This window comes from Enterobacter sp. ECC-219 (genome assembly GCF_043966805.1).
Lineage (GTDB): Bacteria > Pseudomonadota > Gammaproteobacteria > Enterobacterales > Enterobacteriaceae > Enterobacter > Enterobacter cloacae_N.
Map to the genome: position 1 here is coordinate 2,511,624 of NZ_CP143680.1, position 12,505 is coordinate 2,524,128.

General features: G+C 56.2%; 11 protein-coding genes. 8 read left to right on the plus strand and 3 right to left on the minus strand.

Annotation, left to right across the window (positions count from 1 at the left end):
- Positions 1-10 precede the first annotated feature (10 nt).
- On the plus strand, positions 11-964 hold the full coding sequence (gene flgL, locus V1603_RS11830) for a flagellar hook-associated protein FlgL (RefSeq protein ID WP_116340678.1): 954 nt from the start codon (positions 11-13) through the stop codon (positions 962-964).
- 75 nt (positions 965-1,039) lie between these two features.
- On the opposite strand, the gene V1603_RS11835 is transcribed toward flgL, so the two are convergent.
- Positions 1,040-2,254, minus strand: coding sequence for an MFS transporter (locus tag V1603_RS11835; RefSeq protein WP_233002355.1), 1,215 nt, complete (start codon positions 2,252-2,254; stop codon positions 1,040-1,042).
- A 145-nt stretch (positions 2,255-2,399) separates the two neighbouring features.
- On the opposite strand from V1603_RS11835, the gene V1603_RS11840 reads away from it, so the two are divergent.
- Entirely contained in the window at positions 2,400-3,302 is a 903-nt protein-coding gene (locus tag V1603_RS11840) for a LysR family transcriptional regulator (RefSeq protein ID WP_395312682.1), read from the plus strand.
- Positions 3,303-3,342: 40 nt separating this feature from the next.
- Here the strand turns inward: V1603_RS11840 and rne are convergent, their stop codons facing one another.
- The gene (gene rne / locus V1603_RS11845) at positions 3,343-6,450 is read right to left on the minus strand and encodes a ribonuclease E (RefSeq protein WP_233002356.1); all 3,108 of its coding nucleotides are present in this window, start codon (positions 6,448-6,450) and stop codon (positions 3,343-3,345) included.
- Positions 6,451-7,022: 572 nt separating this feature from the next.
- On the opposite strand from rne, the gene rluC reads away from it, so the two are divergent.
- On the plus strand, positions 7,023-7,970 hold the full coding sequence (gene rluC, locus V1603_RS11850; protein ID WP_048999989.1) for a 23S rRNA pseudouridine(955/2504/2580) synthase RluC: 948 nt from the start codon (positions 7,023-7,025) through the stop codon (positions 7,968-7,970).
- Positions 7,971-8,036: 66 nt separating this feature from the next.
- Here rluC and V1603_RS11855 read toward each other — a convergent pair whose 3' ends face one another.
- Complete coding sequence (locus V1603_RS11855) at positions 8,037-8,621, minus strand: nucleoside triphosphate pyrophosphatase (RefSeq protein ID WP_116340670.1); 585 nt, start codon at positions 8,619-8,621, stop codon at positions 8,037-8,039.
- 140 nt (positions 8,622-8,761) lie between these two features.
- On the opposite strand from V1603_RS11855, the gene yceD reads away from it, so the two are divergent.
- From yceD to fabD, 5 genes are all read left to right on the plus strand, one after another.
- Positions 8,762-9,283 carry a 23S rRNA accumulation protein YceD gene (yceD, locus tag V1603_RS11860; RefSeq protein ID WP_021240759.1) on the plus strand — a complete coding sequence of 174 codons (522 nt, stop codon included), beginning with the start codon at positions 8,762-8,764 and terminating at the stop codon, positions 9,281-9,283.
- Between the two features lie 16 nt (positions 9,284-9,299).
- On the plus strand, positions 9,300-9,473 hold the full coding sequence (rpmF, locus tag V1603_RS11865; protein ID WP_003857964.1) for a 50S ribosomal protein L32: 174 nt from the start codon (positions 9,300-9,302) through the stop codon (positions 9,471-9,473).
- Positions 9,474-9,553: 80 nt separating this feature from the next.
- Positions 9,554-10,588 (plus strand): phosphate acyltransferase PlsX, encoded by a 1,035-nt coding sequence (plsX, locus tag V1603_RS11870; RefSeq protein WP_116340668.1) that lies wholly within the window; start codon positions 9,554-9,556, stop codon positions 10,586-10,588.
- Positions 10,589-10,594: 6 nt separating this feature from the next.
- A complete protein-coding gene (locus V1603_RS11875; protein ID WP_116340666.1) occupies positions 10,595-11,548 on the plus strand; it encodes a beta-ketoacyl-ACP synthase III in 954 nt (317 codons plus the stop codon).
- A 15-nt stretch (positions 11,549-11,563) separates the two neighbouring features.
- Entirely contained in the window at positions 11,564-12,493 is a 930-nt protein-coding gene (gene fabD / locus V1603_RS11880; RefSeq protein ID WP_028012717.1) for an ACP S-malonyltransferase, read from the plus strand.
- Positions 12,494-12,505 lie beyond the last annotated feature (12 nt).

Genomic DNA, 12,505 nt, shown 5'->3' on the forward strand with positions numbered 1-12,505 from the left:
GAGGTGAAAAATGCGTATTAGCACCCAGATGATGTACGAACAGAACATGCGCGGGATCACCGATTCCCAGAGCAGATGGCTGAGCTACGGTGAGCAGATGTCCACCGGCAAACGCGTTAATCGTCCGTCGGACGATCCTATCGCGGCTTCGCAGTCTATTGTTCTGTCGCAATCTCAGTCACAAAACAGCCAGTTCGCGTTAGCGCGCACCTTTGCCACGCAAAAAGTGTCGCTGGAAGACAACGTGCTGACCCAGGTGAACACTGCGTTATCAAGCGTGCGTGAGAAGCTGGTCTACGCGTCAAACGGCACCTTAAGCGATGACGACCGTCTCTCTCTGGCGACCGATATCCAGGGGATCCGCGACCAGCTCATGAACCTGGCTAACACGACGGATGGCAATGGTCGCTTTATCTTTGCGGGTTACAAAACCGAGAGCGCACCGTTTGATGCCGCAACCGGCACCTACAATGGCGGCACTGAGGCGATCACCCAGCAGGTTGATACGGCGCGAAATATGGCAATCAGCCATACCGGCCAGCAGATTTTCGAAAGCATTACCAGCAATGCGCAAGAGCTGCCGGGCGGAGGCTATGGCGAAACAAACATGTTTAAAATCCTTGATTCCGCCATTGCTTCGCTGAAGACGCCGATTGAGAACGATCCGGCCGCGGCTGCCGCACAAAGCCAGACAATTTCCAACGCACAGATCGGTATTAAAAACGCGCAGAACAACGTCCTGACGGTCGTTGCGGATGTCGGCACCAAGATGAACGAACTGGAAAAACTCGATACCCTGGGTGACGACCGCGCGCTGGGCCAGACTAAGCAGATGAGTGACCTGGTGGACGTGGACTGGAACGAAGCAATTTCCTCTTACACCATGCAGCAGGCGGCCCTGCAGGCCTCTTATAAAGCGTTTAGCGATATGCAGGGCATGTCTCTGTTCCAGCTGAACAAATAACATCTTGACCTCTTGGAACATGTCTTGAAACTGGGCATGTTTTACTGCCCAATCCGTCTGGATTGGGCATTTTTTTTATGCCATTTCTGCTGGTGCTGAGGCGACGCGCGCGCTTTCAATCAGGCGGATTGCCAGCGCAATGATGCCGCAGACCGTTGCCAGCGCGACCACACCCGTCCAGCCAGCCAGCGTGTAAATATTGCTGCCTAACGCGGAACCCAACGCCATGCCGATAAAGATCACGGTAAAGAGCAGGGCGTTCAGGCGGCCACGAGCCTGCGGCTCAAGGCTGTAGACCAGGTTCTGGTGCGCGACCAGGCTGGACTGCAGGCCCAGATCGAACCCGATGGCAGAGACGGCAATCAGAATCAGCTGTCCGTGAACCCCCACAGCAGGCATCAGGAACATCAGGGCAAACGAGACGGTCACAATGATTGCGCCAAGCTGCGTCACTTTCCCGGCACCCAGTTTATCCGCCAGGCCGCCTGCCAGCGGTGCGGCTAATGCACCGGCAGCACCTGCAATACCAAAACCACCGGCGACGGCACTGCCGAGGTGATAGCGTTCCAGCAGCATGACCGCAAGCGTTGACCAGAAGGCGCTAAAGGCAATCGACAGAAAACCCTGGGCCAGCGCCGCACGGCGCAGAGCGGGATAACGACGCCACAGATGTTCCATCGAGCGCATCAGTGCGGGATAGCTCAGCGTGGAGTGAATAGCGAAACGAGGGAGCACGGCCCACATCACCACCCCGATAAACGCAATACTTGCCGCAGCCAGCTGGTACATCACGCGCCAGCCAAACGCTTCGCCCACCACGCCGCTGACGGTTCTGGAGAGCAAAATGCCCAGCAGCAGACCGGTCATCACCGTACCGACGGTTTTTCCCTGTTTACCTTCCGGCGCAAGAATCGCCGCTGCCGGGACAATATCCTGCGCCATGGTGGCGGCCATGCCGATGAGCAGACTTGCCAGCAGCAGGGAGTGGATCTGTCCGGTCAGGCTACAGCCCAGGAGAAACAACGCCAGCGCCGCACTCTTTATCAGGATTAACGTTCTGCGGTCGTGGCGATCGCCGAGCGGCAGCAGGAACAGGATCCCTAAGGCGTATCCCGCCTGGGTGAGCGTCGGGACCAGGCCCATTCCTTCGATACTCAGGTGAAGGTCAGCGCCCATCAGGGGCAGCAGCGGCTGGGCATAATAGATGGAAGCCACGCTGAAGCCTGCGCCGAGCGCCAGCATTAAGATGACCCAGCGGCTTACGGCATGGGCGGCAGTTGTTGTGTTCATAAGACGTTCCTCATTCATCGTGTGAGGCTATTTTTTATCAGTACGCCTTGCGACGGTAGCGGGTGCGGTGGTAAAACGCTTATACGTTGAACGTATAAATGAAATTAAGATGAAAAGAACTGAGCGTATAGACAGGGTGGAGCTAATGCGGACGTTTGTCCGCATTGTGGAGGCAGGGTCACTCTCTGCGGCGGCACGGCAGCTGGACACAACCCAGGCCACGGTGAGCAGGCGGCTGCAGTCGCTTGAGACAATGCTGGGCGTGCGCCTGATGTTGCGAACGACCCACACGACGCGGCTCACGGATGACGGCGAGCGCTGCTATCAGCACGCCCGTCGGGTGATTGATAGCTGGCTGGCGCTGGAAGATGAGGTGGGACAGACGGAAGATGAACCTGTAGGCGTGCTGCGGGTGCGGGCACCGCACGCGTTTGGTCAGGATCAGCTCCTGAAACCGCTAACCGAGTTTTTGCAGCGTTACCCGCAACTTTCGATTGAGTGGATGCTCAACGATCGGTCGGCTGATTTCCTGGGCGACAACCTTGACTGTGCTATTCGGGTGGGAATGGAAGTCGATCCGGCGACCGTATCCGTGCTGCTGGCCGAAGTGCCGCGTTCGGTGGTGGCTTCTCCGGCACTGCTGGACCGTTTTCCGACGGTTAATACGCCGGAGGATCTGCAGCAGCTGCCCTGGATTGCTATCAGCTCTTTCTACCAGCGCCATGTGGAGCTCTTTCACGAGGCATCATCCGCTACCGCGCGAGTGAATATTACCCCACGCCTCAGTACCGACAGCCTGTATGTCGCACGCAATACGGCACTCACCGGGCTTGGCGTGGCGGTCGTATCCAGCTGGACGGTTCAGGACGATATTCGGGAAGGGCGGCTGGTGCATTTACTGCCAGAGTGGCAGCCGGCGGCGTTACCGGTGCATCTGGTTTATCCCTGGTCCCGGTATTATCCGGCGCGCTTGCGGCGATTTCTGGAACTGATGCGGCAGATCATGCCGGAGGTCACCGGGATGAGAAAGCCCGTGCAGCAGGCATAAAAAAGCCGACCCGAAGGTCGGCTTTTTACTTTCTGTGTCGTTATTCGACAGACTGCGGACGCGTCGCCGGTGCAGTTGCCTGATGCGTTGCACTGTGGCCGCCTGCAGCGCCTTTACCGTCGAAGCTGAACGCCGGGCGAACCCAGTCGCTGTGACGCGGGGCTTCAGGCACATACTCCGGTGCCGGAGCACGCGTCATTGGCGCTGTCGCAACGCGAGCTGGCGCAGGCGCGGCAACAACCTTAACCGGCTCAGGCTTCACTTCAGGCGCTTTCACTTCTTCGACAACCGGCTCAACCTGAATCTCAACGTCCTGAACGACTTCTTCAGTGGTGGTTTCGACGAGGGTTTCAGCGGCTTCTTCTACCGCGGCTACAGGTTCAGCCTCTTCAGCGACTTCCTCAGCCACCACGACATCCTCTTCAGCGATAATCTGCGGAGCGGCATCAACCGGCGCGGCAATCACTTCAGGGTGGGTGGTTTCGACGTCCACAGCGTGTGGTTCTGCCGCTTCAACAACCTGAGGTTCAACCACGGTTGCTGCTTCGGTCACCGCGTCTTCAACCGCTGCTACAGGGGCAATCACCTCTTCGGTAACAGCCTGTTCTTCAACAGCCTGCTCAAGGCGAGCGACCGGGTAACGGATCCAGACTTTGCCGGATGCCATTTCTGGCGACGCGCACGCCACGGTCAACGGCATTGGAGACTGAGTCGGGTAACGCTCGTCACGGTAACGACGACGACGCTGGCCGCTGACGCGCAGATGACGTGGAGAACGGCGGGAGCGACGCGGCATACCTGCGTTGTCACGGTTTTCACCGTTTTCATCCTGCTCAACGTTATTGTCCACGACGGCTGGCAGGTCAACTTTTGCAACCTGAGTACCTGTTGCGGTTTCTGCCGCTTCAGCCGCCACAACTGCAGTTTCTTCTGCCGGAGCCGCACCGATGCGCACTTTCTGCGCCAGCTGGCGCTGCTTACGACGTGGCATAACCTGAGTACGTTCTTCCTGCTCGCCGTCCTGCTGCTCAGCAGGCTCTTCGCGGTTCAGGTTTTTAACTTCCTGCTGCGCCTGACGCTTCTCGTCGTTACGACGACGGTTGCGTTCGCGGCGTGGCTGCTGCTCGTCGCGCTGTTTGCTCTTCTCGGACTCATCGCCCGCCTGCTGGCGAATTTCACGATCTTCAACATTCTGCTGCTGTTTCTCGCGACGGTTGCGACGGTTGTCTTCGCGCGGCTCACGGCCTTCGTTGTTATCTGAACGGCTGTCGCGACGCTCGTTACGGTCGCTGCGGTCGTTACGATCGCGGCGGTTGTTCTGACGCTTGCGACGGTCCTGCTGACGCTCAGGTTTGGCTGCTTTTGGTTCTTCCTTCGGCTGCTCTGGCTGAACGTCTTCACCCGCAAACATCTTCTTCAGCGCGCCGAAGAAGCGGCTCAGCAGACCCGGTTGCGCCGGCTGGGCCTTCGCGGCCGCGGCTTCTTGTTTCTGCGCTGCAGGCTTGGCCGCCGGTTTTTCCAGGGCTGCTTCCGGTGGTGCTTCAGGCATGATGAAGGTCGCTAACGCTGGCTGCTCTGGCAGTTTGCGCTCTGCGGGTTCTTCATCGGAAGGCAGCGCCATCTCTTCTTCATGCAGCTTCGGCAGCAGGTAGCTGAGGGTGCTGGTCTCTTCGCCTTTACGGACACGCAGCACGTGATAGTGCGGGGTTTCCATCTGATCGTTCGGCACGATGATGCAGCGAACGCCGCCCTGACGCGCTTCAATCGCACTGACCGCTGCACGTTTTTCGTTCAGCAGGTAGGAGGCGATTGGCACAGGCACAATGGCGTGAACCTCTTTGGTATTCTCTTTCAGCGCTTCTTCTTCAATCAGACGCAGGATAGAGAGAGACAGCGATTCATTGTCACGCACGGTACCGGTGCCGGAACAGCGCGGGCAGACGTGATGGCTGGACTCACCCAGCGACGGGCTCAGACGCTGGCGGGACATCTCCAGCAGGCCAAAGCGCGAGATATGGCTAATCTGGATACGCGCGCGATCCTGACGCACCGCTTCACGCAGGCGGTTTTCAACCGCACGCTGGTGGCGAACAGGGGTCATGTCGATGAAGTCGATAACAATCAGACCGCCCAGGTCGCGCAGGCGAAGCTGGCGGGCGATTTCATCAGCGGCTTCAAGGTTGGTGTTGAAGGCCGTCTCTTCGATGTCGCCGCCGCGGGTTGCACGCGCGGAGTTGATGTCGATAGCAGTCAGCGCTTCCGTGGTATCGATGACGATAGAACCGCCGGACGGCAGGCGCACTTCACGCTGGAAGGCGGACTCGATCTGGGATTCGATCTGATAGTGGCTGAACAGCGGGATTTCACCGGTGTACAGTTTAATTTTGCTGGTGAAATCCGGACGACCCAGCGCGGCGATGTGCTGGCGAGCCAGCTCAAGCACTTTCGGGTTATCGATCAGAATCTCACCGATGTCCTGACGCAGGTAGTCACGGAAGGCACGCACGATAACGTTGCTTTCCTGGTGAATCAGGAACGGAGCAGGGCGGCTTTCAGCGGCTTTCTGGATCGCTTCCCAGTGCTTCAGACGGAAGCTCAGGTCCCACTGCAGCGCTTCGGCTGATTTGCCGACGCCTGCGGTGCGTACGATAAGTCCCATGCCGTCCGGCAGTTCGAGACTTGCCAGGGCTTCTTTCAGCTCGGTACGGTCATCACCTTCGATACGGCGAGAGATGCCACCCGCACGCGGGTTGTTTGGCATCAGCACCAGATAGCTCCCCGCCAGGCTGATAAAGGTGGTCAGTGCGGCACCTTTGTTGCCACGCTCTTCTTTATCAATCTGTACGATAACTTCCTGACCTTCACGCAGAACATCTTTGATGTTTGGGCGGCCATGGGCGTTGTAGTTTGCAGGGAAATATTCGCGAGCGATTTCTTTCAGAGGGAGGAAACCATGACGCTCAGCACCGTAATCGACAAATGCAGCTTCAAGGCTTGGTTCAATGCGGGTGATTTTACCTTTGTAAATGTTCGCTTTTTTCTGTTCGTGTCCAGGACTTTCGATATCCAGATCGTACAGGCGCTGCCCATCCACAAGGGCGACACGCAACTCTTCTTGCTGAGTTGCGTTGATTAACATTCTTTTCATCGTAACTTACTCGTTATTCTTACATTGACGACAAAGCTGCGGGCAAGGTGACGCTTTCCGGGGTATGAACCGATGGCCTCGTGTCTGTTCACGTCGCCAACCTCACGGTTGTCGCTCGCTTAAGAGGCGCAGAGTGTCGGTTGCCTGTGTTTCATACGGAAACACAGCGCAATTATCAGGGGAATTGCCTGGGTAGAACTCTCCAGAGAACAATCCTTATACCGGGAAGTACTGCAACCCGCAGCCCGCTAACTGCCTGAAAGATCAATACGTCTTACGCCATTGCTGCGTTGATGATCGGTCAGACAAAATTGGTCATTCCGTCGACATCCTTACAAAACCCGGATTTAACGCGGAAAACAGCCTCATTATTCCACTGCTCGCCAGGTTATAGCAAGATGACTTTTACCAATTATCACCCGGTTACTCACAGTTTCTTCACCTCAAGGTGGTGATTGGTTTAATAACCACCAAATCGATTGCGTGAAACAGGGCGCAGGCCGGATAAAAGTAAATATAAGCATAGAAAAATGAGTGGCGCTAATGGCTGACGATATTTAGAATCGCCAACCATGAAAACAGAGACTCCAGCCGTAAAAATGGTTGCTATCGCGGATGACTACGCGGGGCAACGTATCGATAACTTCTTGCGCACCCAACTGAAGGGTGTGCCAAAGAGTATGATTTACCGCATCCTGCGTAAGGGCGAGGTGCGGGTGAACAAAAAACGCGTGAAGCCTGAGTATAAGCTCGAAGCGGGCGATGAAGTGCGTATTCCACCGGTGCGCGTGGCAGAACGCGAAGAAGAGGTGGTTTCTCCGAAGCTGCAAAAAGTCGCGGCCCTGAGCGATGTTATCCTTTATGAGGACGATCATATTCTGGTGCTCAATAAGCCATCGGGTACCGCCGTCCACGGTGGTAGCGGACTGAGCTTCGGCGTGATTGAAGGGTTACGTGCGCTGCGTCCGGAAGCCCGTTTCCTTGAACTGGTTCACCGTCTGGACCGTGATACCTCAGGCGTGCTGCTGGTAGCGAAAAAGCGTTCTGCGCTGCGTTCCCTGCACGAGCAGCTGCGCGAGAAGGGAATGCAGAAAGATTATCTGGCGCTGGTGCGTGGTCAGTGGCAGTCCCACGTGAAGGTGGTGCAGGCGCCGCTGCTGAAGAACATTCTGCAAAGCGGCGAGCGCATTGTCCGCGTGAGCCAGGAAGGGAAACCGTCTGAGACGCGCTTTAAGGTTGAAGAGCGCTATGAGTTTGCCACGCTGGTGCGCTGCAGTCCGGTGACGGGACGTACTCACCAGATTCGCGTCCATACGCAGTTTGCGGGCCATCCGATTGCGTTTGATGACCGCTACGGCGACCGCGAATTTGATAAACAGCTGGCGGGCACGGGGCTGTCGCGTCTGTTCCTGCATGCGGCCGCGCTAAAGTTTACCCATCCTAATACCGGTGAAATTATCCGTATTGAAGCGCCGCTGGATGAGCAGTTGAAACGCTGCCTGAAGGTTCTGCGCGGCTGATTATGCCTTCCTCCCTCTCCCTGTGGGAGAGGGCCGGGGTGAGGGCATCAGGCCGCAGCGTCCCAGTCATATTGTCAGCGGATTACACTCTTCACGCCTTAACATCTGGCACAAGGCAATCAGCGGCAATCCCACCAGTGTGTTCGGATCCCGACCGTCCAGTTTGTCGAACAGCGCAATCCCCAGTCCTTCACTTTTAAAGCTTCCCGCACAGTTCAGTGGACGTTCCCGGCGCACGTAATCCGTAATCTCCTGCTCGCTTAAATGGCGGAAGTGCACGTCGAACGGCTCGCATTCGGTTTGCAGATGGCCGGAGGCGGAGTTATAGAGCGCCAGGCCCGTATAAAAGGTCACGATACTGCCACGCGCGCGCAGAAGTTGCTGGCAGGCGTTCTCTTCCGTATGGGGCTTGCCGGTGATTTCGCCATCCAGCACGCAAACCTGATCGGAGCCTATAATCAGATGTGCAGGATAACGTGCGGCCAGCGATTGTGCTTTCTCCTTCGCAAGACGCGTCACCAGATGACGCGGCGACTCGCCCGGCTGCGGCGTCTCATCAACGTCCGGCGCGGCGCATTCAAACGGGAACCCGAGCTTTTCCAGCAGCATTCGACGGTAGGGGGACGTGGAAGCAAGTACGAGATTTGGCATATTTTTATCACCAGATATAGCGTATCGATGCCAGCCATTTTAAACTACAGGCCGCAATGTGTGCGAATAATTGGCAAAAGGCAGCTCTGGTTGCCTTTTTCTTTGACTCTATGACGTTACAAAGTTAATATGCGCGCCCTATGCAAAAGGTAAAATTACCCCTGACTCTTGATCCGGTTCGTACGGCTCAAAAACGCCTCGATTACGAAGGTATCTATACTTCCGATCAGGCCGAGCGTATTGCCGAATCTGTAGTCAGTGTGGACAGTGATGTAGAATGCTCCATGTCGTTCGCTATCGACAACCAGCGTCTCGCCGTTTTAACCGGTGATGCGAAGGTAACGGTAACGCTCGAGTGTCAGCGTTGCGGGAAACCGTTTGTACAGCATGTTCACACAACGTATTGTTTCAGTCCGGTTCGTTCTGACGAACAGGCTGAAGCACTCCCGGAAGCGTACGAGCCGATTGAGGTTAACGAATTCGGTGAAATCGATCTTCTGGCTCTGGTTGAAGATGAAATCATCCTCTCCTTGCCAGTAGTTCCGGTGCATGATTCTGAACACTGTGAAGTGTCCGAGGCGGACATGGTCTTTGGGGAACTGCCTGATGAAGCGCAAAAACCAAACCCATTTGCCGTATTAGCCAGCTTAAAGCGTAAGTAATTGAGGAGTAAGGTCCATGGCCGTACAACAGAATAAACCAACCCGTTCCAAACGTGGCATGCGTCGTTCCCATGACGCGCTGACCGCAGTTACCAGCCTGTCTGTAGACAAGACTTCTGGTGAGAAACACCTGCGTCACCACATCACCGCTGACGGTTTCTACCGCGGCCGCAAGGTTATCACTAAGTAATCACGCGTCAGCGTGATTAGGCTTAGTGAGGATTTCCCCGTGCAAACGGGGAAGTTACCGAACCAGGCTGCGACGATACCTTGACACGTCTAACCCTGGCGTTAGATGTCATGGGGGGAGATTTCGGCCCTTCCGTGACAGTGCCTGCAGCATTGCAGGCACTGAATTCTAATTCGCAACTCACACTTCTTTTAGTCGGCAATCCCGACACAATCACGCCATTACTTGCAAAAGCTGACTTTGAACAACGTTCGCGTCTGCAGATTATTCCTGCGCAGTCAGTTATTGCCAGTGATGCCCGGCCCTCGCAGGCGATTCGCAATAGCCGCGGCAGTTCTATGCGCACCGCGCTGGAACTGGTAAAAGAAGGGCGAGCGCAGGCTTGCGTCAGTGCCGGCAATACCGGCGCGCTGATGGGGCTGTCGAAATTACTGCTCAAGCCGATTGAGGGCATTGAGCGACCGGCGCTGGTGACGGTGTTACCGCATCAGCAGAAGGGAAAGACGGTGGTGCTCGATTTGGGCGCTAACGTGGATTGTGATAGTACCATGCTGGCTCAGTTCGCCGTGATGGGGTCGGTGCTGGCAGAAGACGTGGTCGGGATTAGCAATCCCCGCGTTGCGTTATTGAATATTGGTGAAGAAGAGACCAAAGGCCTGGACAGCATTCGCGAAGCTGCTGAAATGCTCAAACAGGTTCCCTCCATCAACTATATTGGATATCTCGAAGCCAATGAGTTGCTGACGGGAAAAACGGATGTTCTGGTGTGCGATGGCTTCACCGGAAACGTAACGTTGAAGACCATGGAAGGGGTCGTGCGCATGTTCCTTTCTCTGCTGAAATCTCAGGGAGAAGGCAAAAAAAGCGCCTGGTGGTTGATTTTATTGAAGCGTTGGTTACAAAAGAGCCTGACGCGGCGATTCAGTCACCTCAACCCCGACCAGTATAATGGCGCCTGTCTGTTAGGATTGCGCGGCATCGTGATTAAGAGTCATGGCGCCGCCAATCAGCGAGCATTTTCTGTCGCCATTGAACAGGCAGTGCAGGCGGTGCAGCGACAAGTCCCTCAGCGGATTGCCGCTCGCCTGGAATCTGTATTAGCTAAAAGTGACTGAGCGTACATGTATACGAAGATTTTAGGTACCGGCAGCTACCTGCCAAAACAAGTGCGTACCAACGCCGATCTGGAAAAAATGGTAGATACGTCTGACGAGTGGATTGTCACGCGCACAGGTATCCGCGAACGTCGTATCGCCGCGCCAGACGAAACCGTATCCACTATGGGTTACGAAGCCGCACAGCGCGCTATCGAAATGGCGGGTATCGATAAAGAAGAGATTGGCTTGATCGTGGTTGCCACGACGTCTGCCACGCATGCTTTCCCAAGCGCGGCGTGTCAGGTGCAGAACATGCTCGGCATTAAAGGCTGTCCGGCATTTGACGTCGCTGCCGCGTGCGCTGGCTTCACCTATGCCCTGAGCGTTGCCGATCAGTACGTGAAATCCGGTGCCGTTAAATATGCGTTGGTAATCGGTGCTGACGTGCTGGCGCGCACCTGCGATCCAACCGATCGTGGAACGATCATTATTTTCGGTGATGGTGCCGGTGCGGTGCTGCTGGGGCAGTCCGAAGAGCCGGGTATCATCTCAACGCATCTGCATGCCGATGGCAGCTATGGCGAACTGCTGACCCTGCCTAACGCCGATCGCGTTAATCCGGACAACTCGATTTACCTGACCATGGCAGGGAACGAGGTGTTCAAGGTTGCGGTGACAGAGCTTGCACACATCGTTGATGAAACGCTGGAAGCGAATAACCTTGAGCGTTCCGCGCTTGACTGGCTGGTACCGCATCAGGCGAACCTGCGTATCATCAGTGCGACCGCCAAAAAGCTGGGCATGTCGATGGATAACGTTGTGGTGACGCTGGATCGTCACGGCAACACCTCTGCGGCGTCGGTACCGTGCGCATTTGATGAAGCGGTACGCGACGGACGAATCAAACGGGGCCAGCTGGTCTTGCTTGAAGCCTTCGGTGGCGGGTTCACCTGGGGTTCCGCGCTGGTTCGTTTCTAGGATAAGGAATAAAAAATGACGCAATTTGCTTTTGTGTTCCCGGGCCAGGGTTCTCAAACCGTTGGGATGTTGTCTGAAATGGCAGCAAACTACCCGGTCATTGAAGAGACTTTTCGTGAAGCTTCTGATGCGCTGGGTTATGATCTGTGGGCACTGACCCAACAGGGGCCGGCCGAAGAGCTGAACAAAACCTGGCAGACTCAGCCAGCGCTGCTGACCGCGTCCGTTGCGCTGTGGCGAGTATGGCAGCAGCAGGGTGGTAAAGCGCCAGCGCTGCTTGCGGGTCACAGCCTGGGTGAATACTCTGCGCTGGTGTGCGCCGGTGTGATCGCGTTTGCTGACGCGGTGCGCCTGGTAGAACTGCGTGGTAAGTTCATGCAGGAAGCGGTGCCAGAGGGTACCGGCGGAATGTCTGCCATTATTGGTCTGGATGATGCCGCGATTGCAAAAGCGTGTGAAGAATCCGCTGAAGGTCAGGTGGTTTCTCCGGTTAACTTCAACTCGCCGGGCCAGGTCGTTATCGCTGGTCATAAAGAAGCGGTTGAACGTGCCGGCGCTGCCTGTAAAGCCGCTGGCGCGAAACGCGCGCTACCTCTGCCGGTCAGCGTACCGTCTCACTGTGCGCTGATGAAGCCCGCCGCTGAGAAACTGGCGGCTGAGCTGGAAAAAATTACCTTTAACGCACCGACGATTTCCGTTGTGAACAACGTCGATGTGAAATGCGAAACCGCGCCGGAGGCTATCCGTGACGCACTGGTTCGCCAGCTCTACAGCCCTGTACAGTGGACCAAAACCGTTGAGTTTATGGCCTCTCAGGGCGTTGAGCACCTGTATGAAGTCGGCCCTGGTAAAGTCCTCACCGGTCTGACAAAACGTATTGTTGACACCCTGACTGCCTCGGCGATTAACGAGCCGGAAGCGATGTCAGCGGCACTCTCGCAATAAAAAGAGGAATAC

What these genes read in the sequence shown, in the direction of transcription:
- V1603_RS11855 (WP_116340670.1), bottom strand. Translation starts at nt 8,621, where the DNA reads ATGCCAAATCTCGTACTTGCTTCCACGTCCCCCTACCGTCGAATGCTG.
- V1603_RS11875 (WP_116340666.1), top strand. Translation starts at nt 10,595, where the DNA reads ATGTATACGAAGATTTTAGGTACCGGCAGCTACCTGCCAAAACAAGTG.
- rpmF (WP_003857964.1), top strand. Translation starts at nt 9,300, where the DNA reads ATGGCCGTACAACAGAATAAACCAACCCGTTCCAAACGTGGCATGCGT.
- V1603_RS11840 (WP_395312682.1), top strand. Translation starts at nt 2,400, where the DNA reads ATGCGGACGTTTGTCCGCATTGTGGAGGCAGGGTCACTCTCTGCGGCG.
- fabD (WP_028012717.1), top strand. Translation starts at nt 11,564, where the DNA reads ATGACGCAATTTGCTTTTGTGTTCCCGGGCCAGGGTTCTCAAACCGTT.
- V1603_RS11835 (WP_233002355.1), bottom strand. Translation starts at nt 2,254, where the DNA reads ATGAACACAACAACTGCCGCCCATGCCGTAAGCCGCTGGGTCATCTTA.
- rne (WP_233002356.1), bottom strand. Translation starts at nt 6,450, where the DNA reads ATGAAAAGAATGTTAATCAACGCAACTCAGCAAGAAGAGTTGCGTGTC.
- rluC (WP_048999989.1), top strand. Translation starts at nt 7,023, where the DNA reads ATGAAAACAGAGACTCCAGCCGTAAAAATGGTTGCTATCGCGGATGAC.
- yceD (WP_021240759.1), top strand. Translation starts at nt 8,762, where the DNA reads ATGCAAAAGGTAAAATTACCCCTGACTCTTGATCCGGTTCGTACGGCT.
- flgL (WP_116340678.1), top strand. Translation starts at nt 11, where the DNA reads ATGCGTATTAGCACCCAGATGATGTACGAACAGAACATGCGCGGGATC.